The sequence below is a fragment of the Phenylobacterium sp. genome (assembly GCF_030698145.1).
In the GTDB taxonomy this organism is placed as follows: domain Bacteria; phylum Pseudomonadota; class Alphaproteobacteria; order Caulobacterales; family Caulobacteraceae; genus Phenylobacterium.
In genome coordinates this window covers 16,693-41,759 of record NZ_JAUYNW010000082.1, presented here as the reverse complement: position 1 = coordinate 41,759, position 25,067 = coordinate 16,693, and the positions used below count along the sequence as shown (strand labels likewise).

Annotated in this window: 19 protein-coding genes; 5 read left to right on the top strand and 14 right to left on the bottom strand. The window is 67.7% G+C overall.

Going from position 1 to position 25,067, the window contains the following annotated elements:
* Positions 1 to 35: 35 nt before the first annotated feature.
* The 6 genes from Q8Q77_RS12270 to Q8Q77_RS12245 form a co-directional block, all read right to left on the bottom strand.
* Complete coding sequence (locus tag Q8Q77_RS12270) at positions 36 to 1,499, bottom strand: MFS transporter (protein ID WP_305583863.1); 1,464 nt, start codon at positions 1,497 to 1,499, stop codon at positions 36 to 38.
* Positions 1,500 to 1,590: 91 nt separating this feature from the next.
* Positions 1,591 to 3,090 (bottom strand): MFS transporter, encoded by a 1,500-nt coding sequence (locus Q8Q77_RS12265; RefSeq protein ID WP_305583862.1) that lies wholly within the window; start codon positions 3,088 to 3,090, stop codon positions 1,591 to 1,593.
* Between the two features lie 139 nt (positions 3,091 to 3,229).
* On the bottom strand, positions 3,230 to 4,762 hold the full coding sequence (locus Q8Q77_RS12260; protein WP_305583861.1) for an MFS transporter: 1,533 nt from the start codon (positions 4,760 to 4,762) through the stop codon (positions 3,230 to 3,232).
* 16 nt (positions 4,763 to 4,778) lie between these two features.
* Positions 4,779 to 6,293: an MFS transporter gene (locus Q8Q77_RS12255; protein WP_305583860.1), complete on the bottom strand. Its 1,515-nt coding sequence runs from the start codon at positions 6,291 to 6,293 to the stop codon at positions 4,779 to 4,781.
* Between the two features lie 480 nt (positions 6,294 to 6,773).
* A complete protein-coding gene (locus Q8Q77_RS12250) occupies positions 6,774 to 9,320 on the bottom strand; it encodes a TonB-dependent receptor (protein WP_305583859.1) in 2,547 nt (848 codons plus the stop codon).
* Positions 9,321 to 9,702: 382 nt separating this feature from the next.
* Entirely contained in the window at positions 9,703 to 12,336 is a 2,634-nt protein-coding gene (locus tag Q8Q77_RS12245) for a TonB-dependent receptor (RefSeq protein ID WP_305583858.1), read from the bottom strand.
* A 507-nt stretch (positions 12,337 to 12,843) separates the two neighbouring features.
* Here Q8Q77_RS12245 and Q8Q77_RS12240 point away from each other — a divergent pair.
* Positions 12,844 to 12,978 (top strand): hypothetical protein, encoded by a 135-nt coding sequence (locus tag Q8Q77_RS12240; RefSeq protein WP_305583857.1) that lies wholly within the window; start codon positions 12,844 to 12,846, stop codon positions 12,976 to 12,978.
* On the opposite strand, the gene Q8Q77_RS12235 is transcribed toward Q8Q77_RS12240, so the two are convergent.
* Positions 12,975 to 13,949: an NAD(P)H-quinone oxidoreductase gene (locus tag Q8Q77_RS12235; RefSeq protein ID WP_305583856.1), complete on the bottom strand. Its 975-nt coding sequence runs from the start codon at positions 13,947 to 13,949 to the stop codon at positions 12,975 to 12,977. The two genes, Q8Q77_RS12240 and Q8Q77_RS12235, sit on opposite strands and share 4 nt — an antisense overlap.
* An 83-nt stretch (positions 13,950 to 14,032) precedes the next feature.
* Between Q8Q77_RS12235 and Q8Q77_RS12230 the strand changes: the two genes are divergently transcribed.
* The gene (locus Q8Q77_RS12230; protein WP_305582550.1) at positions 14,033 to 14,236 is read left to right on the top strand and encodes a DUF1192 domain-containing protein; all 204 of its coding nucleotides are present in this window, start codon (positions 14,033 to 14,035) and stop codon (positions 14,234 to 14,236) included.
* 131 nt (positions 14,237 to 14,367) lie between these two features.
* Positions 14,368 to 14,874 (top strand): DUF1465 family protein, encoded by a 507-nt coding sequence (locus Q8Q77_RS12225; protein WP_305583855.1) that lies wholly within the window; start codon positions 14,368 to 14,370, stop codon positions 14,872 to 14,874.
* 100 nt (positions 14,875 to 14,974) lie between these two features.
* On the opposite strand, the gene rpmE is transcribed toward Q8Q77_RS12225, so the two are convergent.
* Positions 14,975 to 15,199: a 50S ribosomal protein L31 gene (rpmE, locus tag Q8Q77_RS12220; RefSeq protein WP_305583854.1), complete on the bottom strand. Its 225-nt coding sequence runs from the start codon at positions 15,197 to 15,199 to the stop codon at positions 14,975 to 14,977.
* 119 nt (positions 15,200 to 15,318) lie between these two features.
* Here rpmE and Q8Q77_RS12215 point away from each other — a divergent pair, with 119 nt between their 5' ends.
* Complete coding sequence (locus Q8Q77_RS12215) at positions 15,319 to 17,166, top strand: ABC transporter transmembrane domain-containing protein (protein WP_305583852.1); 1,848 nt, start codon at positions 15,319 to 15,321, stop codon at positions 17,164 to 17,166.
* On the opposite strand, the gene Q8Q77_RS12210 is transcribed toward Q8Q77_RS12215, so the two are convergent.
* On the bottom strand, positions 17,163 to 18,185 hold the full coding sequence (locus Q8Q77_RS12210; RefSeq protein ID WP_305583850.1) for a glycerophosphodiester phosphodiesterase: 1,023 nt from the start codon (positions 18,183 to 18,185) through the stop codon (positions 17,163 to 17,165). The two genes, Q8Q77_RS12215 and Q8Q77_RS12210, sit on opposite strands and share 4 nt — an antisense overlap.
* Before the next feature lie 153 nt (positions 18,186 to 18,338).
* Here Q8Q77_RS12210 and Q8Q77_RS12205 point away from each other — a divergent pair, with 153 nt between their 5' ends.
* Positions 18,339 to 19,916 carry a tetratricopeptide repeat protein gene (locus Q8Q77_RS12205; RefSeq protein WP_305583849.1) on the top strand — a complete coding sequence of 526 codons (1,578 nt, stop codon included), beginning with the start codon at positions 18,339 to 18,341 and terminating at the stop codon, positions 19,914 to 19,916.
* Here Q8Q77_RS12205 and Q8Q77_RS12200 read toward each other — a convergent pair.
* The 5 genes from Q8Q77_RS12200 to Q8Q77_RS12180 form a co-directional block, all read right to left on the bottom strand.
* Complete coding sequence (locus tag Q8Q77_RS12200) at positions 19,913 to 20,707, bottom strand: inositol monophosphatase family protein (RefSeq protein WP_305583848.1); 795 nt, start codon at positions 20,705 to 20,707, stop codon at positions 19,913 to 19,915. The genes Q8Q77_RS12205 and Q8Q77_RS12200 overlap by 4 nt on opposite strands.
* A 14-nt stretch (positions 20,708 to 20,721) precedes the next feature.
* On the bottom strand, positions 20,722 to 21,291 hold the full coding sequence (gene efp / locus Q8Q77_RS12195; protein ID WP_305583847.1) for an elongation factor P: 570 nt from the start codon (positions 21,289 to 21,291) through the stop codon (positions 20,722 to 20,724).
* 79 nt (positions 21,292 to 21,370) lie between these two features.
* The gene (gene thiE / locus Q8Q77_RS12190) at positions 21,371 to 22,018 is read right to left on the bottom strand and encodes a thiamine phosphate synthase (protein ID WP_305583846.1); all 648 of its coding nucleotides are present in this window, start codon (positions 22,016 to 22,018) and stop codon (positions 21,371 to 21,373) included.
* A 212-nt stretch (positions 22,019 to 22,230) separates the two neighbouring features.
* Positions 22,231 to 22,506, bottom strand: coding sequence for an RNA-binding S4 domain-containing protein (locus Q8Q77_RS12185; RefSeq protein ID WP_305337776.1), 276 nt, complete (start codon positions 22,504 to 22,506; stop codon positions 22,231 to 22,233).
* A complete protein-coding gene (locus Q8Q77_RS12180) occupies positions 22,503 to 25,028 on the bottom strand; it encodes a helicase-related protein (protein ID WP_304776318.1) in 2,526 nt (841 codons plus the stop codon). The genes Q8Q77_RS12185 and Q8Q77_RS12180 overlap by 4 nt, the downstream gene beginning before the upstream one ends.
* Between the last annotated feature and the right edge of the window lie 39 nt (positions 25,029 to 25,067).

The following is a 25,067-nucleotide window of genomic DNA, read 5'->3' as shown; positions in this document are numbered from 1 at the left end:
GGACAGACCCTCCAGTCTGAACTTCGGGGCCTCGCTCACGGAACGTGGGCGGGGCCTTCGCCTTCCCTGGCCGCCGTCGCGGCCAGACGGCTCAGGGTCTCGGCGTGGCCCGCGCGGGTGATGCGGTAGAGCGAGACGCAGGTGATCGCCGCGCCGTAGAGCGCCGCCAGGACGATCAGATAGACCACCCCCAGCTCGCGGATTACGTCGATCGACACCTGACCGGGCTTGGCGCCCTGCGGGAAGCCGACGAACACCAGGATCATACTGGAGGCGAAGATCCCGACGCCGGAGACCGCCTTGGCCACGAAGGCCGCGGCCGAGAAGAACAGGCCCTCCGACCGCCGCCCGGTGCGCAGCTCGGAGTCCTCCACCACGTCGGCGATCATCGACGAGATCAGGATCGAGGCGATGATCGAGAAGGCCGTCGAGAGAATGGTCTGCAGGAACAGGATCGGGATCACCGCCGGCGCGCCGTTGGCCGGGAAGACGTCCAGCAGCCGCAGACTGATCGGAATGAACGAGATCACGAAGGCCAGCACCTTGGTGAGCTGGGCGGCGGGCTTCTTGCCCATCCATTTGGAGAGGGGCGCGGCCAGGGCGAAGGCGAGCGCCGCCGAGACAAAGTTTCCGGCGGCCAGGAACGCGACCTGACCCGCCGACAGCTCCCAGAAATAGGTGTTGAAATAGAGGTTGAGCGACAGGACCAGGCCCTGGGCCATGGCGTTGAACAGCCCCGCTCCCATGAGCACCAGGAACGACCGGTGGGTGAGGGTGCTGAACATCTCCACGGCCAGCTTGCCGATCGTGATCTTCCGGACCGGGGGCGTCTTGAACCGGGCGATGTGTTTGTGGGTGCCCATGGCCGAGATCATGATCGCGCCGAACATGATCGCCGAGGCGACCAGGGCGTAGACCTGATAGCCCGCAGGATTGAGCTGGCCGACCGGGTGGGTGGCGTCCGGTTTGAGGAAGACCTGCAGGGCCAGGACCGTCATGGTCAGCCCGCCGAACCAGCCGAAGAAATAGCGGTAGGAGAGGACCTTGGTGCGCTCGTCGTAGTCGGTGGTCAGTTCTGGCGCGAGGGCCGCGGACGGGATCTCGTACATGGTGATGAAGCTGCGGATCACGATGGCGACCACGATCAGATAGAAGAACAGCGCCTCGTGCGACCAGTTGGGCGGGTTCCAGAGCAGCAGGTAGGAGACCGCCACCGGGATGGCGGCGGCGTACATGAAGGGATGGCGGCGGCCCCACTTGGAGCGCCAATTGTCCGACACCTGGCCCATGATCGGGTCGAGCAGCGAGTCGAACAGCAGGGCGACCATGATCGCCAGGCCCACCGTCGCCGACGGCAGCCCGACCACCTGGTTGTAGAAGATCAGCAGCAGATACGAGAACCCCTGGTCCTTCACCCCGAAGGCCACCGAGCCGAAGCCGTAGAAGAGCTTGGTGGGGATGCTGAGCTTGCCGGACGCGGTCGGGGCGGGTGGGGGCAAGGCGATCTCCTCAGAGGTCAGGCGGCCGGCTTCGACGGGTCCACGCCATTCGCGCAACTATGTTGTACGATGTAAATCATAGCAAGCGCGGCTAGGCGCGCGGCGGGATCAGGTCCGGGGCGATTTCGGACGCCTTTTCCAGATCCGCAGCGGCTTCCTTGAGGGTGGCGAGGTTCTGCTCATGGGTGCCCTGGTCGATGCCGTAGAAGACCAGCACCAGGACCGACAGCCCGTTCATGACGGCGATGACCGGCAGGTAGATCGAGACCAGCCGCAGCATGATCGCCGGGTCCACCGCGCCCTGGGCGGCGTTGGTCGGGAAGGCCACCAGGGTCAGCAACAGGCCGGCCACGAACACCCCGATGCCGGCGGTGAACTTGGGCAGCAGGCCGTTGGCGGCGAACAGCAGGCCCTCGGAGCGCACACCGGTCTTGACCGCGGCGTCCTCCACCACGTCGGCGACCATCGAGGAGATGATGATCAGGCCGGCGATCACCAGGGTGGTGTAGACAAAGCCGTCCGCCAGCAGGAACAGGAAGACGGCGGGCGAACTGTTGGGCGGCATGACCCCGGCGAGCTTGAGGGTCAGTGGCAGCAGCGATGTCGCCCAATAGGCGGAAAACAGCACCAGCATCGCCTTCTTCTTGCCGAGCGCCTTCGAGGCGGGTCCGGCGATCAGGATGGCGCTGATCGAGGCCAGGGCGCCGGCGACGGACAGGTAGGAGATCTGCGCGGCGGTGAGGCCCCAGAGTTCCAGATAGAAGTACTGGCTGAGCGCATAGCTCATGCCCGTGCCGATGCCGGAGCAGAGGCCCGAGAGCATGACGACCACCAACGAGCGGTTGCTCAGGGTGTCGAACACCTCCTTCATCGCCGCCGGGAAGCTGATCTGGCGCACCGCCGGCCTGCTCAGGCGGGGGATCTGGTTGTGGGTGCCGAGCGCCGAGACCAGGATCGAGATCCCCATCACCGTGGCGGCCAGCAGGCCGTACTGGGCGTAGGCGCCGCGGTTCAGGACCCCGCCCGCCGCGGGGCTCAGGAAGACCTGGTAGAGCACCACGTTCATGCCCAGGCCGCCGACCACGGCGAAGAAGAACCGATAGCTGAATAGGCTGGTGCGCTGGTGGTAGTCGGTGGTCAGTTCTGGGCCGAGGGCGGCGCTCGGCACCTCATAGAAGCTGACGCTGAGCCGCAGGAGCAGCAGCATGCCGATCAGATAGATTCCGGTCGCCTCCAGCGGCCAGTCGGCCGGCGAGTTCCAGAACCCGATACAGGCCATCGCCACCAGCGGGGCCGCGGCGTACATCAGCGGATGGCGCCGGCCCCAGGGGGTGCGCAGCTTGTCGGACCAGCGGCCGATGGCGGGGTCGATCACCGCGTCCAGCATCAGCGACAGCATGATCGCCGTCCCGACCCAAAGCGCCGGCAGGCCGATGACCCGGTTGAGATAGGGCTGCAGCAGGGAGGATGAGAGCCCGAGGCCCGCCACGCCGAAGGCCACCGAGCCGAAGCCGTAGAGCACCTTGGTGGGGACCCCCAACTTGGCCGGGGCGGGGACGAGATCCGTGGCGCCTGCCGCGATGTCTGTCATGGGGTTTTCCGCTTCCCTATGGCTACGGTTCACGCCGCTCGCCGTTCGAATTTTCGGTACGACATTCGCGGCAAAACGCCGGTTCGCAAAGGGAAAAATTGTGAACGCGGCGAAACCGCGCGCCGGGCTCCGGCGCGGTTCAGGGGCGTGGGGCCACGGGTGACAGGTCGCCGGCGGGGCCAGTCGCGGCTGGCGCTCCGGTCTCGATCTGGGCGTCGGTGGTGGGGGCCTCCAGCGCGCCCTGCGCCAGCTTGCGCAGGTTCTCCTCGTGGACCGATTTGTCGATCTTGTAGAGGAACAGGCAGCTGATCGCGACGGCGTAGAAGCCGCCGATGGTCGGCAGGTAGATGAGCGCCAGGTTGCGCAGCAGCTCCGGATCGACCTCGTTCGGCTTGGCGCCCTGCGGGAAGGCCACGAAGGTCAGCAACACCCCCGAGACGAAGACCCCAACGCCCGAGACGATCTTCTTGAACAGGTTGTCGGCCGAGAACAGCAGGCCCTCCGACCGGCGGCCGGTCTTGACCTCGCTGTCCTCCACCACGTCAGCGATCATCGACTGCAGCATCACCCCGGTCATGATCGCCATGATGCCGTTGGCCATGAAGTCGACGATCAGGATGCCGAACAGCAGCGGCGTGCCGTTCGGCGGCATGACCCCGAGAATGCGCAGGCCGATAGGCAGCAGCAGGGCGACCACCGCCCCGAAGAACATGGTGATGGCCGCGTAGCGCTTGCCGATCTTGCCGGCGATTATCGGCGCCAGCGTGACGCCCGCGATGCTGGCCACGACCCCGGTGACGGTCATCATCGCCAACTGGCCTTGGGTCAGGCCCCAGAAATAGAGGTTGAAATAGAGCTCCAGCGCCGTCTTCAGGCCCAGCGAGACGTTCATGAACATGCCGGAGATGGTCAGCACCACGAAGGAGCGGTTGTTCAGGGTGGCGCCCACCTCGCGCAGCATGGCGGGGATGGTGATCTTCCGGGTCGGTGGCTTGCGCAGATAGGGAATCTGGTGGTGCGTGCCGGCGCTGGAGATCAGGATGATGGTGAAGATCGTGATCGCCGCGACGATGGAATACAGCTGCCAGCCGTCGCGCTCGAGCAGGCCGCCGGTGCCGTCGGCGTTCTTCTTGAGGAAGACCTGGTAGACCAGGAGCTGCATGATCAGCCCGCCGGCCACGCCGCAAAACGAGCGGATGGCGATAATGCTGGTCCGCTCGTCATAGTCGGCGGTCAGTTCCGCCAGCAGGGCCGAGGACGGCAGCTCGAAGAAGGTGTCGAACAGCCGGATGGTCAGCAGGCAGACCAGCATGTAGCCGAACAGCGCCTCGTTCTCCCAGCCGATCGGCGGATTCCAGATCAGGTAGAAGGCGATCGAGACCGGTAAGGCCGCGGCGTACATGAACGGGTGGCGCCGGCCCCAGCGGGACCGGGTGTTGTCCGAAATCTGGCCGATGGTCGGGTCGACGAAGGCGTCGAAGATCAGGGCGATCATGATCGCCGTCGACACCATGGCGGGCGGCAGGCCCACCACTTGGTTGTAGAACAGCAGCAGGAAGGTGGTGATCCCGCGCTGCTTGATGATGTTGGCCGCGGCCCCGAGGCCGTAGAGGACCTTGGTGCGCAGGCCGATGGGCGGACGCGGCGGCAGGCCGGCGACAGTGTCGGTCATGATCGTGGCTCCGGACCTAAGCCTTGGAGCCCAGCGGCGCTATGCCGCCCGCGATGCTGGTCGACGAGGCGGCCTCCTCGACCACGCCTGCCTGTTCGGCCGTCTCGCGCAGGCGGCGCAGATTGTCCTCGTGCTTGGCCCGGTCGATGTTGAAGGCGAACAGGCAGAGGATTCCCAGGCCGTAGAGCAGGCCGACCGTCGGGATGTAGATCATGCCGAGGTTGTGGATGATGTCGGGGTCGACCGCCCCGCGCTTGGCGTTTTCCGGGAAGTTGATGAAGGTCAGGATCGCGCCGGAAATGAACACGCCGACGCCCGAGACGATCTTCTTGAACAGGTTGTCGGCCGACAGCAGCAGCCCCTCTGATCGCCTGCCGGTCTTGACCTCGGCGTCCTCAATGACGTCGGCCACCAGGGACACCAGGATCACGCCGGTTCCGGCGGCCAGCGCCGTATTGATGATGGTCTCGACCACCAGCAGGGCGAACAGCAGGTCCGTGCCGTTGGCCGGCATCAGCCCCATCAGCCGTCCGATGACGGGCGAGATCCCGACGAGCAGGGCGCTGGCGAACAGGGTGATGGCCCCGTACTTCTTGCCCAGGCGCCTGGCGACCAAGGGCGCCAGGAGAACCCCCGTGGCGGCGCCCGCCACGGTGATCATCGACAATATGGCGAGCTGGCTCTGTTTCAGTTCCCAGAAATAGAGGCCGAAATAGATCTCCAGGCCGTTCCGCGACCCGGCTGCGATGGCGATGCACATGCCGGTCAGGGTGGCGACCACGAAGGCGCGGTTGTTGAGGGTGTGGGCGACCTCCCTGGCCATGGCGGGCAAGGTGATCTTGCGGCTTGGCGCCTTCCGCAGATAGGGAATCTGGCTCTGCGTCCCGCGGGTCGAGACCAGGATGGCGGTGAACACCAGGATCGCGGCGGTGAGCGAGTAGGCGAAGTAGCCCTCGCGGGCGAGCACGCCGCCCGAGCCGTCCGGGTTCTCCTTCAGGAAGACCTGGTATGCCATGACGGTCATGCCCAGCCCGCCGATCACGGCGAACAGCATACGCATGGAAATCAGGCTGGTGCGCTCGTTGTAATCCTTGGCCAATTCGGGCGCGAGGGCGCTGTGCGGCAGCTCGAAGAAGGTGTCGAAGAACCTCAGGGTGAGCAGGCAGGTCAGCAGGTAGGCGACCAGGGCCTGGTCGGACCAGCCGACTGGCGGGTTCCAGAGCAGGAAGAAGGCCAGGGAGAACGGGATGGCGGCGGCGTACATGAAGGGATGGCGCCGGCCGAGCCTAGATTTGAAGTTGTCGGAGATCTGTCCGATCAGCGGGTCGACGACCGCGTCGAAGGTCAGGGCGATCATCAGGACGAAGGAGACCGTCGCCGGCGGCAGGCCGACCACCTGATTGTAGAAGATCATCAGGAAGGTGGAGAGGCTGCGGAGCTTGACGGCGCTGGCGACCGATCCGACGGCGTAGAGCAGCTTGGTGGCGAAGCCGAGGGGCGGGCGGTCGATGATGGTCGCCGTCGCGGTCATGCGGGTCTCCAGGCGTAATGGCTCCGGCCGCATCCCGAAAAACACGGTGGCCGGCTGCGCCGAGCGGCGGCGCGTTCAAAAGTCGTTTGGTCGAAAATCGGAGTCGGTCGGACGGCGGCCGGCCCGGCAATGGGGCCATGGACGATCGGCGCGTGGCGACCGCGATCCAATGCGCTCCTCCCGCCGCGCGGCCGACCGCACGGGCAAATTTATTGGCGGTCGCCAGACCGGCCCCTTGAAGCGCGGCGCGGCGTCCAAATTTCTATGGCGGAAGCCTGCGGGACGCGTTCCGTACCGTCAACGATTTTGATCTTACATTCCTGACACAAAGGCCTTCGCCCAGGCCCGACCCCGCAAGGCTTGGCCCGCGCGGCCCGGGATGTTGGTGGAACATTCCGGGCACAAGAAACCTGCGTCCCGCGGGCAGCAAAACGGGCGCGCCGGAGGCCGGCGCGCCCGTGGGGCCTTCGCGAACGAGGCCTAGAAGCGGTACTGGACCTCCACCCCGAAGGTGCGGGGCGGGGTGAGGCCGTAGGTGGTGTTGATCCCCTGGACCAGGGGGCCGAGAGCGGGATTGATCCCGGCGCGGCGAGTGGAGGTGGCGCCCTCATAATAGCCGAGGTCATCGAAGATGTTCTTGCCGTAGGCGATGATCGTGTAGCGGTCATCGGCGTCAGTCCAGGTCAGGCGTAGGTCGACCTGATCCCAGGACGGGGACTCGTTGTAGGAGCGGGTGAAGATCGAGCCGTACATCTTGTCCCGATAGATGTAGCTGGCCGAGGCCATCAGGGTCCCGGGCGAGAACTCCCAGGTGTAGAGGGCGTTCAGCGCGAGCTTGTTCTTCGGCGCCTGGGGCAGGGAGTTGCCGCTGAGATCCTGACCCTGTTCCTTGCGGCCCGTATAGATATCGGTCGTCGGGCTGGGCGGTCCGCTGGGCCGCGCGCCGGGCGCGACGGCGGTCGGGTCGGTGGAGTCGACGATGCCCGAGGCCTCGTCGATATAGGCGTCGTTGTAGGCGTAGGTGGCCAGCAGCCGCAGATGGTCGATCGGCGTCCAGATCGCCTCGATCTCGAAGCCTTTCGAGATGGCCTTTGGGATATTGTAGAACAGGGTCTGGGCGGTGCCGACCGCGCCGGTGTTGTTGACGATGGTCACCGGGGCCTGGAAGTTCTCGTAGTCGTAGTAGAAGGCCGAGATGTTGGCTTGGAAGGTCCGGGCGAAGTTCCACTTCAGGCCGAGCTCGAAGGCGTTGTTGCTTTCCTTGTCCGTGAAGGGGTTGGTCACCACCGGGGCGACGATGCCGGAGTTGAACCCGCCCGCCTTGTAGCCGCGGCTGTACTTGGCGTAGGCGAGGATGTCGTCGTTGGGCTTCCAGTCGACGCCGATGGTGCCGGTGGTCGCCTGCCAGGACGCGTCCAGGATCCGCTTGGCCAGGCCGGTGACCGGATCGATGACCGTGGCGACCGCCACGCCGGGCAGCAGGCTGCCATCAGGCCGCCGGCCCGAACCCACCGCCGCGGCTGTGATGTCGACAGCCGGGGTGAAGCTGCCCAGGAGCTGCGGCGAGGTCCCGCAGGCGGCGAGCGCGAAGCAGATCAGCCGCGCCTCTTCCTGACCGAATTTGTGGTCGTGCGAATAGCGCAGGCCGGCGGTCAGCTTCAGGGTTTCGGTGAACTGCCAGTCGATCTGGCCGAAGACCGCGTAGGAGCGGTCCTTGAACTCCGGCCGTGTGTCGTACCAGTAGCGCTGCAGATTGCGCGGCCCGTTCACCGGGGCGGCGAACTGCGGCTGGTTGGGAAGCTGCACCGAGACCGGCTGCTTGTAGTGCTCATAGTAGAAGTAGGCGCCGGCCAGCCACTGGAAGTCGCCGTCGTGGGTGGAGGTCAGGTTCAGCTCGTGGCTGATCCAGCGCTTGTCCTCCTGGTAGTTGGTGATCGCCTTGGGGAAGATGGTCAGCGGCGTGCAGGCGCCGATCGAGACCAGGAAGGCCGAGCAGGTCCCCGTTCCGGTGAGCGGCACGACATAGGAGTCGACCGGTCCGTTATCGTTGTCGGCGATCAGGGTGTAGTGGTACTTCGCCCCGCCGCCGATGTAGCGCAGGTCCATGCTCTCGAGGTGGTAGGTGAATTCCGTCGCCACGAAAAAGGTGTCGTCGACGCTCACCGTCGAGGGGGTGTTGGTGGCGAACTTGCGCGGATCGTTGATCGCCGGATTGACCGAGGTCCCGGACGGATTGACCACGCCTCCCACCTGGCCGCTGAACGCGTAGCCCTGGTTCAGGTAGAAGATCGACGGCGCTTCCTGGGTGGTGTTGTAGGGCGAGGGCGTATAGGCCGCGCGACCGCCCAGGCCGCCGCCGCCGTTGTTCCACTCATAGCGCGTGATCTTGAACCAGCCCTCGAGGTTCTCCCCGAAGTCCATGTCGAGCTGGAGCTCGGTATAGTTCTGGTCGATGACGTTGCCCTCGTCGGGCATCCCCGGGACGATGTTGTCGAACCAGCCATCGCGCTGCTTCTCCCAGCTCGCATTGAAACGGAAGCGCAGGCTGTCCGACAGCGGCCCCGACACCGTGCCCTGGAAGAGGGTGTAGTCGTAGTTGGCGACTGTGGCGCGGACCTCGGCCTCGAACTCCTCGGTCGGCCGCTTGGAGATGACATTGATCGCGCCACCGATGGAGTTGCGCCCGTACAGGGTGCCCTGCGGTCCGCGGAGGACCTCCACCCGATCGATGAACATCGGCGGTTTGCTGGCCTGGAACGTCGTCGACTCGTAGATGCCGTCCGAATAGATGGCCACGGCGCCGTCGGCCGATTGCACGTTGGAAATACGGCCGATGCCCCGCAGCGTGATGCGGTCCCCCGAGTTGTTGTAGGTCAACCCTGGCGTGAAATTGGTCATGTCCTGGACGGAGTTGATCCCCACCAGGTCGCGCGCTTCGGAGGTGAAGGCGGAAACTGCGACCGGCACGTCCTGAAGGCTTTGTTCGCGCTTCTCGGCCGTGATGACCAGTTCCTCGATCGTCGTCACGCCGCCGACTGTTTGCGCGTGTGCGGCACCCGTAAAGATTGTAGCCGCAAGCGCACTTGTGGCCATGAGATGAAGTCTCTGACGCATCGATTGTCCTCCCCGACAACGGCTCTCTAGGCCACGCGATCACAGCGTTTTTTCGAGGGTGGGGTATGGGCGACGGCGCGTCAATGAAGATCGTGTCGAGGCCGAAACGCCAAAAGGCCCACGCGCCTGGGGGCGAGGGAGCTCTGGGCGGCGGGGCCCGGCCTTTTCAGGCCGGCGGTCTGCAAAAGTTGGGCGCCCCGGTCGTCAGGACGCCCAAAGGTGACTTGGTGAGGAACACTTACGCGTCACTTGTAGAAGTCGTGGATCGCCGGCGGGCGGGCCCGCCGGCGATCGATCAGAAGAACTTGTACTGCAACTCGATCCCGAAGGTGCGCGGCGGGGTGAGCGGGTAGGTGCTGGCGATGCCCTGGACCACATTGATCGGCGGCTGGCCGGCCAGGATATTGCGGTTCACGACCCCGGCGCGGCGGAAGCCGGTGGCGCCGCCCTCGTAGCCCACGTCGTCGCCGAGGTTCTTGCCCCACAGGATGACCTTCAGCTTCTCGCCGGGCGCCAGCCAGGTGATCCGCGCGTCGATCTGATCCCAGGAGGGCGACAGGGTGTAGGAGCGGTTGAAGACGCTGCCGTACTGCTCGTCGCGCCAGATGTAGCTTACCGATGGGGTGATGGCGCCGCCGCCCGCCAGTTCCCAGGTGTAGTTCACATTGATCGCGAACTTGTTCTTGGCCGCGTTGGGCAGTTGCTGGCCGTCGAGGTTCTGGCCGCGCTGGAAGCCGCCGCCGGGGACGCCGGCGGTGAAGACGTCGGTGGTGGTGGTGGTCCCCACCGGCTTGGCGTCCTTGTCGAGGGCGGCCGGATCGGCGGGGTCGACCGTGCCGATGGACTCTGTAATGTGGGCGTCATTGTAGGAATAGTTGAACAGGATCTGCAGGTTGTCGATCGGCTGCCAGATCGCTTCCAGCTCGAAGCCCTGCGAGATGGCCTCCGGGATATTGTAGAAGATCGACTGGGCCTGGGCGAGACCACCCGAGGTCGAGGCCACGGTCAGCGGCACCTGGGCGTTCTGATAGGTGTAGTGGAAGATCGCCACATTGGTCTGCAGATTGGCGAAGTTCTTCTTCATGCCGATTTCAAAGGCGTCGGCGGTTTCCTCGTCGGTGAAGGGCGAGGCGCCCAGCACCGTGTCGATGCCGATGCGATAGCCGCCGGCCTTGTAGCCGCGGCTGTAGCGTCCGTAGATCATCGTGTCGTCGTCGGGCTCCCATTGCAGGCCCGCCGTGCCGGTGACCGCCGACCAGCTGTCGTCATAGCCGCGCCGCGCCAGGCCGCTGGCCGGATCGTAGCTGGTGTAGGTCGAGACGCCTCGGGGCAGCGGCGCGCCCGCCGCCGGCGAAGAAACCACCGTCGGTAGTTGCGTGAGGTCGACCACCGGGATGCCACCTGGAATCACCGGATTGAGTTCCGGCGGCGCGAAGCAGGCGGCCACCGCGTAGCAGAGAACCCGAACCTCCTCGTAGCCGTACTTCTTGTCCTTGGAGTAGCGCAGGCCGAGCGTCAGCTTCCAGTCCTCGGCGAACTCCCAGTCGATCTGGCCGAAGGCCGCGTAGGACTCGATGTCGAGGTGGGGCCGGTTGTCGTAGATGCGCTGGTTGGGGTTCGGGGCGCAGGTGTTGAAGGTCCGCGCGCAGAAGGTGGCCGGCAGGCCGAGCGGGCCCGCAACCTGGGGCTGGCTCTTCATCTCGGTGAAGACCGGCTGGTCGTAGGTTTCGTGGAAATAGTAGAGGCCGGCCAGCCACTGGAACGGCCCCATGTGAGTGGAGGCCAGGTTGAGCTCGTGGCTCCACCACTGCTCGATCTCCTGGTAGTCGAACTCGTAGCGGGGATTGATCACCAGCCCGCCCGGCAGGGTGAACGAGGTGATCGGCGCGGTCTGATCGACCGGGGTGGGACCACGCAGATAGTAGTGATAGCGCGTGCCGCCGGTGATGTACTTCAGGTCGATATTCTCGAAGTGGTAGATCCACTCGCTGGCCACTACGACGGTGTCGTTGAGCTTGACCTTATAGGGCACGGTGGAGGCGATCTTGCGCGGGTCGGTGAGCGCCGGGTTCACACATCCCATGGGCGAGGGGTTCACCACGTTGGTGGGCACGCCGCTGCAGCCATAGCCGGGATTCATGATCAGGGCCGCGGCGACCGATGAATAGGTCGGATAGGGCGCGGGGGTCCAGGTCTGGCGTGAGCCGGGTCCGCCGCCGCCGTTGTCCCACTTCAGCAGCGAGACGCTGATCCAGCCCTCGAAATTGTCGTTGAACTCGAAGCTGAGTTGGCCTTCGACGATCTTGGTGTCGATGATGTTGCCTTCGTCCGGGTAGCCCGGGACTATGTTCTCGATCCAGCCCTTGGTCTGCTTGTCCCAGTTGGCCACCAGGCGGAAGTTCACGCCCGGGATCATGGTCGGGCCGGAGACGGCGCCTTCCAGGGTGGTTCGGTTGTAGTTGGCGTAGGTCGCGCGGATCTCGCCCGACATCTCGTCGGTCGGCCGCTTGGAGACCACGTTGATCGCCCCGCCGATGGAGTTGCGCCCATAGAGGGTGCCCTGCGGACCGCGCAGCACCTCGACCCGGTCGACGAAGATCGGGCCCTTTGCGCCGGCCAGCACCGTGGACGAGGTGTAAACTGCGTCGTTGTAGATCGCCACGGCGCCGTCGGCGGCGTGGACATTGGTCAGGCGGCCGACCCCGCGCAGGCTCGTGCGGTCGAGCTGGCTGGAATACTGCAGACCGGGCGTGAAATTTGTCATGTCGGCGACAGTGTTGATGCCGATCAGATCGCGTTTTTCCGACGTGAACGCCGTGACCGCGACTGGCACATCCTGAAGACTCTGTTCGCGGCGCTCGGCCGTGACGACCAGTTCTTCGATTGTCGTCTGCGCCTGAGCCGCACTCGCTAAGAATGCGACAGACATGGCTGTGGACACCATAAGGTGAATTCTATGAGGCATCATGGTCCTCCCCGACCCTGGCTCTATTGGCCACGCGATTACTGCGTTTTCTTTTAGGCTGGGGTATGGAAGACAAGCCGTCAACGGATTTTATTACAACCCTGTAATGTATCGCCACGATTTCGCCACAACCAGACCGGTGGCGGAATCATCGAGCTTTCGGTTTGCGGAGGGCGCCCGGATGTCTGATGCTGAAAGAATCCGCGCCCGCGGGAAGCGTCCCCAAGGGCAAGGGGGCGAGGGCTTGGAGCGGCTGAAGGGCAAGATCGCCGTCATCACCGGAGGTTGTGCCGGGATCGGGACCGTCGACCGGCCGAGAGCGTGCCGCCAGGCCTGGCGTCTCTGATCAAGCAGACCATCCCGGAGCGCGCCCCAACACCCAGCCGATCGGGAAGGCCGGCGTCCCGGCCGACATCGCCGCCGCGGTCCTGTTCGTCGCCAGCGAGCGCCTTCGTCACCGGAACCCACCTGATGGTCGGCGGCGGCCTCGGCGTCGGGCCGCGCAACTCCTGGGACCGGGAGACGCGGGCCGAGCGCCGGCGCCTGATGGACGAGCGCCGCGCGGCCTTCGCCGCCGCCCAGGTCGACGACCCGCAGTCGGGCTAGGCGATTAGCATCACCTTGCCGACATGGCTTCCGCTCTCGAGGTGGGCGTGGGCGGCGGCGGCTTGCGCCAGGGGGAAGGTCTTGTCGATCTGCGGTCTAACCATGCCCGCGGCGATCCACGGCCAGACCACACGTTCAATCTCGGCGGCCAGGCGGGCTTTCTCGTCGGCGTCCCGGGGCCGCAGGGTCGAGCCGGTGACCAGGGCGCGCTTCTGCATCAAGCGCATGATGCTGAGATTGACCTCGCCCCCAGCCTGGGCGGCGATGAACACGATCCGCCCGCCGACCTTCAAGGCGTCCAAGTCCTTGGCGAAATAGTCGCCGCCGACCATGTCCAGCACCACATCGACGCCGCCGTGAGTCTTGGCGACCTCGGCGAAATCCTCGGCGCCGGCGTCGATGGCCACGTCGGCGCCGAGCGCCTTGGCCTCCTGCGCCTTGGCCGCGCCCCGGGCGGTGGCGAACACCTTTGCGCCGGCCGCCTTGCCCATCTGGATCGCCGTCGTGCCGATGCCGGATGTCGCCCCGTGCACCATCAGGGTCTCGCCGGCCTTCAGGCTTCCATGCTCGAACACATTGGCGAAGACGGTGAACACGGTCTCGGGCAGGGCCGCGGCCTCGACGAAATCGAGGCCGTCAGGGATCGGCAGGGCGTGGCGGGCGTCACAGACGGCGTATTCCGCATAGCCGCCCCCGCCCAGCAGGGCGCAGACCTTGTCGCCGGCCTTCCATCGCCCGGCTCCGACCTCGACCACGCCGGCGACCTCCAGGCCCAGGGTGGCCGGCGCGCCGGGCGGCGGCGGATAGAAGCCCAGGCGCTGGATGATGTCGGGCCGGTTGACGCCGGCGGCCACCACCTTGATCAGGATCTGTCCCGGGCCGGGAACCGGCCGGGCGACGATCACCGGCTTCAGGGTTTGCGCCGGTCCCTTGCCGTCCTCCACGGCGATGGCGGTCATGGTGTCGCTCATGGGGGACTCTCCGGATCATTGCCGCTAACTTGTTCGGTAAGTCAGATAGACGTCCAACGACGCCCGGCAAAGGGAGGCCTTTGATGGAAGAACCGGCGGAAGTCCGTATCGCGCGCGGCCAGCGGCTCACCGAGGCCATGCGCGAGGACTTGGAACTCTATGGCGTGGGCGAGCTTGAGGAGCGCATCGAGGCGCTCGAGGCTGAGATCGCCCGTTGCCGCGCCCAGATCGAGAAGAAGGGCGCCGTCCGGGCGCAGGCCGACGCGCTGTTTTCCCGTCCAGGCTGAAAACCAGGGATAACGATGCGTAAACGGGGGATCGTCGATACTCGGCGTCCGGCCTTGGCACGGGGGTTGCAGTCCTCGAGCCCAAGACCACCGTCCGTCCGTGGACGACGATTTAGAGGCGAAGTGCTTAAATGAACGAAGGAATTGTCCAGGCCGGAGCCTGGCGGACGGATGTCATCCAGGACTTCGCCCGCTCGGAGCTCTTCGACCGCACTTTCCAGGAAGGCATGGATCTGGTCGAGGAGACCGCCACCTATCTGGACGGTTCGGGCCGCCAGGAATCCAAGCTCCTGTCGCGTAACGCCGCACTCGCCTATGCCGGCGAGAGCATGCGCCTCACCACCCGGCTGATGCAGGTGGCCTCCTGGCTGCTGGTCCAGCGCGCGGTCCGCGAGGGTGACATGCCGGCGGAAAACGCCCGCGAGGACCGTTATCGCCTGGGCGCTGAGGATGTATGTCGCGGGGCCACCGAGGAAGACCTGCCCACGGGTCTGCTGGTCCTGCTCGACCGTTCGGAGCGTCTCTATGAGCGCGTCCGCCACCTCGACCGCCGCATGTATGTGGAAGAGGCCGAGGGCGAGACCCCCAATCCGGTCCAGAACCAGTTCGACCGCCTGCAGGCGGCATTCGGGGTGTAGCAACGCCGCGCCACGAGGACGCACAGCAAAAACGCCGCGCGATGAGCGCGGCGTTTTCGTGATCGCCGTGGGACGCGGCGCTCGTTCGAGCGCCAGGCGCCTACTTGCGGGTGAAGCCGGCGAACTTGGCGTTGAAGCGCGAAACGCGGCCGCCGCGGTCCAGCAGGTGCTGCGAGCCGCCGGTCCAGGCCGGGTGCGTCTTCGGATCGATGTCCAGGTTCAGGGTCGCGCCCTCTTTCTGGTACGTCGAACGGGTCTGATAGCTGGTGCCGTCCGTCATCACCACGGTGATGAAGTGGTAGTCGGGGTGGGTGTCTTGTTTCATCGCGAGGTCAACCGACGTAAAGGAGCGGCAGAAATATGCACGCCTGGCCACGGGGCCGGGCGCGAGGAAGCCGCGCCTATACAGGAAAAGGCGGGGCAAGAGCAAGGGCGCTGGTTTTCATGAGTGATTTGGCCGCCGAGGCTGTCGAAGGACGGCCCAGCGCCGGCGCCGCCCTGGCGCAGGATCTGAGCGAGGCCGCCGAGCGCCGGGCCCGCAGCCGCAACGTCAAGGTCCTGGGCCATCTGTTGCCCTTCCTGGCCATGCACAAGCTCGATGCGGCCATGGCCGGGGTCTTCCTGCTGACCGCCACGGCGGCGACCCTGGGGCTCTCAGGCGCCGTGCGCCTGCTGGTGGACCAGCTCACCGCCCCCAACCTCAGCGCCGAGTCGGTGGATCCCTGGTTCTGGCTGCTGGGCGGGGTGGCCGTCGCCTTGGCCCTGTCCTCGGCCCTGCGCTATTTCTTCGTCACCAAGCTGGGCGAGCGGATCACGGCGGACCTGCGCAAGGCCGCCTACGCCCACATCCTCACCCTCGACCCCACCTTCTTCCTGACGACGCGGACGGGGGAAGTGCTATCGCGGCTGACCACCGACATCCAGATCGTCGAAAGCCTGCTCTCCACCTCCATCTCGGTGGCCCTGCGCAACCTGCTGACCCTGATCGGCGCCCTGATCCTACTGGTGGTGGTAAGCCCGGGCCTGACCGGTCTGGTGGTGCTGACCTTCCCGGTGGTGATCCTGCCGCTGTTCCTGTTCGGTCGTCGGGTTCGCAAGCTCACCACCTCGACCCAGGACAAGTTCGCCGCCGCCGTGGGCCATGCGGGGGAGACCCTCGACGCCCTGGAGACCGTCCAGGCCTTCGGGCGGGAGGCGTCCGGCGCCCGCCGGTTCGGCGAGGCCGTGGAGGCCTCGTTCAGGACCTCCCTGCGGCGGATGACGGCGCGGGCGGTGATGACCGCCCTGGTCATCGCCACGGTGTTCGGCGGGGTGGTCTGCATCTTCTGGCTCGGGGTCCATGCGGGCCTGCGCGGCGACATGAGCTGGGGGACGCTGTTCCAATTCGCCTTCCTCTCGGTGCTGGCGGCTGGGGCGGTGGGCGCGCTCGGCGAGACCTGGGGCGACGTGCAGAAGGCGGCCGGCGCCATGGAGCGGGTCTCCGAACTGCTGGCCGCCCGGCCCAGCATCGCCCCGCCGGCCTATCCCACGCCGCTGCCGTCGCCGGCGCGCGGCGAGATCGTCTTCGAGAACGTCGACTTCGCCTATCCCTCGCGCCCCGACCTGCCCGCCTTGGTGGGCTTCGACCTGAAGGTCGCGCCGGGCGAGCGGGTGGCCCTGGTGGGCCCCTCCGGGGCGGGCAAGAGCACGGTCTTCCGCCTGCTGCTGCGGTTCTACGATCCCCAATCCGGGACGATCCGCCTGGACGGAGTGGATATCCGGGACGCCGATCCCGCCGAGGTCCGCGCCCGCATGGCTCTGGTGGCCCAGGACTCGCCGATGTTCTCCGGCTCGGCCATCGAGAACATCCGCTTCGGCCGCGAGGCCGCCGGTGATGGCGAGATCCGCCAGGCCGCCCGCGCGGCCCAGGCCGAGACCTTCCTCGACGCCCTGCCGCAGGGCTTCGACACCCCGCTGGGCGACCGGGCCAAGAGCCTGTCCGGCGGCCAGAAGCAGCGCCTGGCCATCGCCCGGGCCCTGATCCGCGAGACTCCGATCCTGTTGCTGGACGAGGCCACCAGCGCGCTGGACGCCGAGAACGAGCGGCTGGTCCAGAAGGCGCTGGAGGAGGCCATGGCCGGCCACACCACCCTGGTCATCGCCCACCGCCTGGCCACCGTGCTCAAGGCCGACCGGATAGTGGTGATGGAGGCCGGCCGGGTGGTGGATCAAGGCGCCCATGCCGAGCTCTCGGCGCGCGGCGGCCTCTATGCGCGGCTGGCGGCCCTACAGTTCGGCGACGCGGCGGCCTAGGTCCGCGCGGCGACGGCTATGGCTGGGAAGTCGCTGAACAGCCCATCGACCCCGGCGGCGTAGAGTGCGCGGCAGAGTGCCTCGGCGTCGCCAAGCTCGGCCGGCGAAGTCCCGCGCCGCAGCCTGGCCGGCAGGTAGCGGTTCTCGGCCCGAACGGTCCAGGGATGGATAGCCAGGCCAAGCGCATGGGCCTGCTCCACCAGGAGCGTCGGCGGGGCCAGCGCGCCGTCCAGGGTCGGCAGGACCAGCGACCAGTCGGGCCCGACCCCGTCGGCATAGGCGGCGATGGCCTTCAGGCCCTCGGCCGAAACCATCCCCGGCGCGTCGCCGCCGACCAGCTGCACGCGGCGGGCCCTGGACAGCTTGGCGAAGGTCTTCAGCGGTTCCGGTTCGAAGCACTGCACGAAGACCGGCGCGGTGCTGCTGTCCAGACCATTGGCCTTCAACGCGTCGGCCAGTCGCGCCTCGATCGGCAGGCCCTGGCTCGCCAGGAAGGCCGGGTGCTTCATCTCCGGATAGAGGCCGATGGTGCGCTTCACCCGGCGGCTCTCGGCCTTGGCTAGGTCGACCACCTCCTGGAAGGTGGGGATGGCCTCCCGGCCGTCGTACTTGACCCCGCGTAGCTCCGGCAGGCGTTCACGGGTCCGCAGGGTCTTCAGCTCGGCCAGGGTGAAGTCCTCGGCGAACCAGCCGTCCAGGCGCTCGCCGTCGATGACCTTGGCGGTCCGGCGCGCGGCGAACTCCGGGCGCGCGGCGACGTCGGTGGTTCCGCCGATTTCGTTCTCGTGGCGCACCACCAGCACCCCGTCCTTGGTCAGCACCAGGTCGGGCTCGATGAAGTCGCAGCCCTGCTCGATGGCCAGGCGATAGGCCATGGGGGTGTGCTCGGGCCGCTCGCCGCTGGCCCCGCGGTGGGCGATGACGATGGGGCGCGGCTTGGCGAGCGCCGGGGTGGCGGCGGCCAGGGCGGCGGCGGATGCGGCGAAGGCGCGTCGGGTCATGGCGGAGGTTTGGGGCATGGCCCCATCTAGCCCCGTCCTGCGACGGTTCCGTCAAGCTTCCCGTTAGCCGCGCGGTAACCGCGATCATGCGCTACCTTCGGTCCGTCTCGCCGCTTCCGGATGGCCGCCATCACCAGTTCTCCAAAGCCTGTAGCGCCCGGGCTCCAGCCCTTGCTGCGCAAGGCGCTCGACGCCGTCCGCGCCGGGCGGCGCGACGAGGCGGCCAAGGCGGCGCTCGCGGCCCTGGACGTCGACGAGACCAGCGCCGCAGCCTGGCACATTCTCGGTGTTTGTCGCGAGAAGTCGGGCGATTTCACCGGCGCCCTCCAAGCCTATGAGGCGGCCCTGGGCTTCTCGCCCGATGAGCCGGAGTTGGCCAGCGACCTGGCCCGGCTGGCGTTGAAGATGGGCATGCCGTCTGTCGCCGAGGGCCTGCTGCGAAGCTACCTGGCCCGCCGGCCCGGCTCGCCCGACGCGCTCAACAATCTGGGCGTCGCCCAGCGCGACCAGATGAAGTTCGCCGCCGCCATCGAGACCCTGCGCGGCGCCATCCAGGCCAATCCGGACAACGCCATGCTGTGGAACACCCTGGCCTCAGTCCTGACCCTGCAGGGTCAGACCGGGCAGGCCCTGGTCTTCTACGACGAGGCCCTGCGGCTGGATCCGGGCTTCGCGGGCGCGCTCTACAACCGCGCCATGGCCAGACTGGCCGCGGGCCTGACGGAGGGGGTCATCGCCGACTTCGACGCCGCCATCGCCGGGGCGCCGGCGAACGAGGCCGGCGCCATGCGCGTGGCCCGCGCCTGGGCCCTGCTGGCCCTCGGCGATCTCGCCGAGGGCTGGGCCGCCTACGCCGCGCGCCATGATCCTGCCTACGAGGACGCCGTCCATTTCACCATCGAGGCGCCGGCCTGGCGCGACGATCTCGACCTGGCCGGAAGGACGCTGCTGATGGTCGGTGAGCAGGGGGTCGGCGACGAGATCCTGTTCGCCCAGCCCCTGCCCGAACTGATCGGCGAGCTCGGTCCCGACGGGCGGCTGATCCTGGCCGTCGAGCCGCGCCTGGCGTCGCTGTTCGCCCGTTCGTTCCCACAGGCCGAGGTCGGCGCCCACGCCAGCTTCAAGGTCGATCACCACAACGCCCGCACCGTCCCGTTCCTCAAGGATCGCCTGGGCGAGATCGACGTCTGGGCGACCATGGGCCAGCCCCTGGCGCGGCTGCGCCGGACGCCGGAGGCGTTCAGGCCCGGTGCGTTCCTCAAGGCCGATCCGGCGCGGGTGGCGCACTGGCGCGCGATGCTCGCTGGGGCCGGCCCCGGCCGCAAGGTCGGTGTGCTCTGGCGGAGCCTGGTGATGGACGCCGAACGGGTGCGCTATTTCGCGCCCTTCGAAGCCTGGGCCCCGGTGCTGGCCACGCCCGGCGTCACCTTCGTCAACCTGCAATATGGCGTCGGCGCGGTCCCCGGCCTCTGGACGCCGCCGGGCCTCGACCTGAAGGACGACCTCGACGACGTCGCCGCCCTCTGCGGCGCGCTGGACCTGGTGATCGGGCCCTCCAACGTCACCACCAACCTGGCCGGGGCGACCGGGGCGGCGCTCTGGCTGATCACCCAGCGCGGCGCCTGGACCCAGCTCGGGACGGACGCCTATCCCTGGTATCACCAAGCCCGAGTGTTCAATCCCCCGCAGCTCGACCAATGGCCGCAAGCCATGGCCGAGATCGCCGTGGCGCTCAGGGAGTGGCTCTAGGCCGCAGCCTTCAGCCGTTCGATCATCAGGGGCTGCAGGTCGAGATTGGCCCCGCAGATGCTGCCGGCCTCGAAGATGTCGTCGCCGCCGTCGGCGGAGGTGACCTTGCCGCCCGCCTCGGTGATCAGCAGCATGCCCGCGGCCATGTCCCAGGGCTTCAGGTCGCGTTCCCAAAATCCGTCCAGACGGCCGGCGGCCACATAGGCCAGGTCGAGCGCCGCGGCGCCGAAGCGGCGGACACCCGCCACCCGCTGGCTGATCTGGTGCAGCTCCTTGAGGAACTTGGCGTGCTGGCCGTGGCCCAGCCAGGGGATGCCCGTGCCCAGGACGCTGTCGTCCAGCCGCGAGCGCTGGGCCACCCGCAGGCGCTTGTCGTTGACGAAGCAGCCCTTGCCCTTCTCGGCCCAGAACAGCTCGTTGGTCACCGGGTTGTAGGTCACCGCCGCCACGATCGCTCCGTCGCGCTGCAGGGCGATGTTGATGGCGAAGTGCGGGATGGCGTGCAGGAAGTTGGTGGTGCCGTCCAGGGGGTCGACGATCCAGGTGTGGGTCTTGTCGGTCCCTTCAATCAGGCCCCGCTCCTCGCCCAGGAATCCGTAGCCCGGGCGGGCGTGCTGCAGCACCTCGAAGATGGTCTGCTCGGCCTTCAGGTCGGCGGCGGAGACGAAGTCGGCCGGCGCCTTCTTGGCCACCTGCAGCTCGGACAGCTCGCCGAAGTCGCGATTGAGACCCCGCGCGGCCTTGCGGGCGGCGTCGGTCATGACCTTCAGGAGGGCGGTTTGCGTGGACACGGCTCAGGTTCCGATCAGTCGGCGCGGCGGACGTATTCGCCAGTCTCGGTGGAGACCAGAACGCGCTCGCCGGCTTCCATGTAGGGCGGGATGAGGATCCGCATGCCGTTGTCGGCCTTGGCGGGCTTGTAGGATGAGGACGCCGTCTGGTTCTTCACCACGGCGTCGGCCTCGACGATGGTCAGGACCACGTGGTCGGGCAGGGCGATGCTAATCGGGCGATCTTCGAAGGTCTGCAGCTTCACGGCCATGCCGTCCTGCAGGAAGCGGACCTGGTCCTCGCCGACGAAATCCTTGGAGAGCTCGGTCTGCTCGTAATTGGCCTGGTCCATGAAGACCAGGGTGTCGCCCTGCTCGTAAAGGAAGGTGCAGTCCTTCTGGTCCAGATGGACCTGCTCGACGGTGTCGGAGGTGCGCCAGCGCTCGTTCAGCTTGCGGCCGTCGAGGATGTTCTTCAGCTCCACCTGGGCAAAGGCGCCGCCCTTGCCGGGCTTCACGTGCACGGCCTTCACCGCCACCCACAGCGCGCCCTCGTGCTGCAGGATATAGCCGGGCTTGATCAGGTTGGCGGAGATCTTGGACATGGGGTCGCTTTGCGCGCGCACACGGGAAATTCGGGCGCGGAACCTAGTCGGGCGGGGGACCTAAAGCAAGGCGAGCGCCCTAGCCGCGCCGGGCGAGCCCCTCGGCGATGGCGGCGTTGATCGCCTTCACCGCGGCCTCCGGCCCCTGCGGATGGGCCCAGACCCCGGCCGAGACCGCCAGGAAGTCGGCGCCGGCGGCGGCCAGGGGCGTGGCATTGTCGGCGGTGATGCCGCCGATGGCCACGCAGGGGGTCTCCACATGCGACTGCCAGCCGGTGAGAATCTCCGGATCGGCGCGAGTGGGCGCGTCCTTGGTGGCGGTGGGATAGAAGGCCCCGAAGGCCACATAGTCGGCGCCGGCTTCGGCCGCCTCCATGGCCAGGTGCAGGCTGTCATGGCAGGTGACCCCGATCATGGCGTCGGGGCCCATGATGCGGCGGGCCTCGGCATAGGGCGTGTCCGATTGGCCCACATGCACGCCGTCGCAGCCGAGCCGGGCGGCGAGGTCGGGCCGGTCGTTGAGGATCACCGCCGCGCCGCGGGCCTGGGCGATGGGCATCAGCACGTCCACCGCCGCGGCGATGATCTCGTCGGGCTGGTCTTTCAGGCGAATCTGCAGGGCGGCCACATCGCCGGCGTCCATGGCGTGCGCCAGGCTCCGGCCGAAGGCGGCCAGGTCATCGATGCGCGGCGGGGTGATGATGTAGAGGCGGCAGTCGGCGGTCATGAGAGGTCTCTTACCATCGCTTGGCATGATGGGGAGGGACGCCGTGGTTCGGCAGCTGTTTCTCTCCTCCTCTCCACCCGCCTCCCGGGGGGAGAGGGTAGGGTGAGGGGGGCTTGTCCGCTGCACTGAGGTGGCCGAAAGGCCGGATTGCGTGCTGCGCGCCGCATCCCCTCACCCTACCCTCTCCCCTTGAAAGGGGAGAGGAAGAGCAATCACCCCAACGTCGAGTACAGCCCCCGCGCCTCTGCCGGCGGCCCTCGGCGTTCGCCAAGCCCTTCCACCGCCACGGCGATCAGCTTGCCGCCGACCGCGAACACCAGCTGGTCGCCGACCTTCAGGGCCCGCGCGCACTTGTCGATGCGGGTCTCCGCGCCGGCGCGGGTCAGGCGAACCTTGCCCTCGTCCAGGAACTTGGCGGCCAGGGAGCGGGTCTTGAAGAACCGCGCCCGCCACAGCCAGACATCGGCGCGGCAACCCGTCTCGCTCATGGGGGCGCGGCCTTGGCCTTGCGGCGGCGGCGCGGACGCCGCGCAGGCGCGGGCTTGTCCTTCAAGGCCGCCAGCGCCGAGAAGGGCGAGTGGGGGGAGGGCGCGGCGGGCCTTTCGACGGGCTTCTCACCCCGGCGGCGCCAGACCATGGCCTCGCCGGCCTTTGGCTTCGTCGTGGGCGCAAAGCCGAGGGCGCGAAGGATGTCCCGCGTTTCCGGTTCGCTCCAGCCCAGCACCTCGCGGTCGGCGTCGGTGAGCTGGCCGGGTTTTCCAGCCCGCATCAGGTCGTCCATCCGCTCCAGCATCTCGACGGGTACGGCCAGCCGGCCCACGGCCCGCAGGCCGAAGGCGGCAAGCGCCGTGGCGCGCGGCGGCGGATCCGGCAGGCGGCTGATGATGTGGGCGGGCGGGCGCCAGGCCCGGTCGGCGAAGCCCTGGACGAAGCTCAGGGCGCTGGGGGCGAGCATTGCGGGCAGATAGAGGGTGAAGTGGCCCAGGCGCACGCCGAAGCCCTTGAGCATGCGCCGCTCAACCTGGCTCAGGGCCTTGGTTTCGGCGTGGACCTGCAGGCGATCCAGCACCCCGCCGGCCTCGATCAGGCGGTAGGCGAGGCCGCGGGCCAGGCCCTTGATCTTGCCCTCCGCCATCGCGATCTCGAGCTTGCGCAAGGGCCCCAGGCGACGGACGGCCTCGGCCGCGAGGAAGGCCTCCAGCCGCCGCGTGGCGCGCTCGCGGGCCGCGGGATTGCCCAGTTCCCCCAGCAGACGCACCCGGGGCGCGAAAGGCGAGCCCCCGGAGATGGCGCCCGCCGCCTGGCCGCGCCACAGCACCATGCCGTCGGGTGTCAAGGAAAACGCGTTGTCGGGCTCGGCGGCGAGCTGGCCCAGGCGCTTGGCGATCTCGGGGCCCACGGCCAGGGTCGCCGCCGCGCGCAGAGCCTTTTCCTCCAGGATCGAGGCGCCGTGCTCGGCCTCGAAGGTCACGCCCCGCAGCTTGCCGACATAGTGCCCCTCGACGGTGACCGTGCCGTCCTCGGCGACGCCCGCCAGCATGTCCTCCCGCACCCGCAGACCGCGCATCAGGGCGCTGGTCCGCCGGTCCACGAAGCGGGCCATCAGCTTCTCGTGCAGGGTGTCGGAGAGCTTGTCCTCCAGCACCCGGGTCTTGGCCTGCCAGGCCTGGGCGTCCGCCAGCCAATCGGGGCGGTTGGCGACATAGGCCAGGGTCCGCACGCTGGCCAGCCGGGCCGACAGGGTGTCGATCTCGCCGTCGGTGCGGTCCAGGTGGCGGTACTGGCCGGCGATCCAGTCCTCGGGGATGCGACGGTTGCGGCTGGTGAGATACTCGAAGAAGTCCCGCGTCAGCCGCAGGTGCTCCTCGTGGCTGACCTTCCGGAAGTCCGGCGTCTGGCAGACGTCCCACAGCCGCATCAGCGAGGGCTTGTCGCGGGCCCGCTCAGCGATGTCGGGATCCCCCGCCAGCTGGCGCAGGGTCACCTCGTCCAGGCTCTCGGCCGAGGCCTTCAGCACATCGAAGGTCGGCGGAGCGGCCAGGGACTTCATCAGGTTGGGCAGCGACGAGAAGTCGAGCTTGGCGTTGCGCCATTCGGCGGCGGCCACCGGCTGGAACTGGTGCTCTTGGACCGCCTCGACGAGGTCGGCGTCCATGTCCTCGCACTCGCCGGTGACCCCGAAGGTGCCGTCGGTGCGGAACCGTCCGGCCCGCCCGGCGATCTGGCCCACCTCCTGCGGATGCAGGAACCGGGTGCGCTTGCCGTCGAACTTGCGCAGGCCGGCGAAGGCCACGTGGTCGACGTCCATGTTCAGGCCCATGCCGATGGCGTCGGTGGCCACCAGGAAGTCCACCTCGCCCGACTGATAGAGCGCCACCTGGGCGTTGCGGGTGCGGGGGCTGAGCGAGCCCATCACCACGGCGGCGCCGCCGCGCTGGCGGCGGATCAGTTCGGCGATGGCGTAGACCTGGTCGGCGGAGAAGGCCACGACGGCGGACCTGCGCGGCAAGCGGGTCAGCTTCTTGGGCCCCGCATAGGTCAGGCTGGAGAACCGCTCGCGGGTGACGATCTCGGCGTTGGGCAGCAGCCGGCGGATCAGCGGCGCCATGGTGCCCGCCCCCATCAGCATGGTCTCGTAGGTTCCCCGCGCATGCAGCAGGCGGTGGGTGAAGACGTGGCCGCGCTCGGGGTCGGCGCAGAGCTGGATTTCGTCCACCGCCAGGAACTCCACCTCGCGGCTTAGCGGCATGGCCTCGACGGTGCAGACGAAATAGACGGCCCGCGGCGGGACGATCTTTTCCTCGCCGGTGATCAGGGCCACTGAGCGCGCGCCGCGCGCCTTGACGATACGGTCGTAGATCTCCCGGGCCAGCAGCCTTAGCGGCAAGCCGATCATGCCCGAGGCGTGCCCCAGCATCCGCTCGACGGCGAGGTGGGTCTTGCCGGTGTTTGTCGGCCCCAGCACCGCCACGAGGCGGGGCGGCGGCGCGCCGGTCGGGCGGTGACTCATGACCTCAAGTTGGGGTGGGAATCGACGCGCGGCAAGCGG

Bases quoted from the DNA above. Each gene is read 5' to 3' on its own strand.
- Q8Q77_RS12245 (WP_305583858.1), bottom strand. From the start codon at position 12,336: ATGTCTGTCGCATTCTTAGCGAGTGCGGCTCAGGCGCAGACGACAATC.
- Q8Q77_RS12230 (WP_305582550.1), top strand. From the start codon at position 14,033: ATGGAAGAACCGGCGGAAGTCCGTATCGCGCGCGGCCAGCGGCTCACC.
- Q8Q77_RS12260 (WP_305583861.1), bottom strand. From the start codon at position 4,762: ATGACCGACACTGTCGCCGGCCTGCCGCCGCGTCCGCCCATCGGCCTG.
- Q8Q77_RS12240 (WP_305583857.1), top strand. From the start codon at position 12,844: ATGGTCGGCGGCGGCCTCGGCGTCGGGCCGCGCAACTCCTGGGACCGG.
- Q8Q77_RS12185 (WP_305337776.1), bottom strand. From the start codon at position 22,506: ATGAGCGAGACGGGTTGCCGCGCCGATGTCTGGCTGTGGCGGGCGCGG.
- Q8Q77_RS12255 (WP_305583860.1), bottom strand. From the start codon at position 6,293: ATGACCGCGACGGCGACCATCATCGACCGCCCGCCCCTCGGCTTCGCC.
- Q8Q77_RS12210 (WP_305583850.1), bottom strand. From the start codon at position 18,185: ATGCCCCAAACCTCCGCCATGACCCGACGCGCCTTCGCCGCATCCGCC.
- Q8Q77_RS12215 (WP_305583852.1), top strand. From the start codon at position 15,319: ATGAGTGATTTGGCCGCCGAGGCTGTCGAAGGACGGCCCAGCGCCGGC.
- Q8Q77_RS12180 (WP_304776318.1), bottom strand. From the start codon at position 25,028: ATGAGTCACCGCCCGACCGGCGCGCCGCCGCCCCGCCTCGTGGCGGTG.
- efp (WP_305583847.1), bottom strand. From the start codon at position 21,291: ATGTCCAAGATCTCCGCCAACCTGATCAAGCCCGGCTATATCCTGCAG.
- Q8Q77_RS12265 (WP_305583862.1), bottom strand. From the start codon at position 3,090: ATGACAGACATCGCGGCAGGCGCCACGGATCTCGTCCCCGCCCCGGCC.
- Q8Q77_RS12225 (WP_305583855.1), top strand. From the start codon at position 14,368: ATGAACGAAGGAATTGTCCAGGCCGGAGCCTGGCGGACGGATGTCATC.
- Q8Q77_RS12235 (WP_305583856.1), bottom strand. From the start codon at position 13,949: ATGAGCGACACCATGACCGCCATCGCCGTGGAGGACGGCAAGGGACCG.
- rpmE (WP_305583854.1), bottom strand. From the start codon at position 15,199: ATGAAACAAGACACCCACCCCGACTACCACTTCATCACCGTGGTGATG.
- thiE (WP_305583846.1), bottom strand. From the start codon at position 22,018: ATGACCGCCGACTGCCGCCTCTACATCATCACCCCGCCGCGCATCGAT.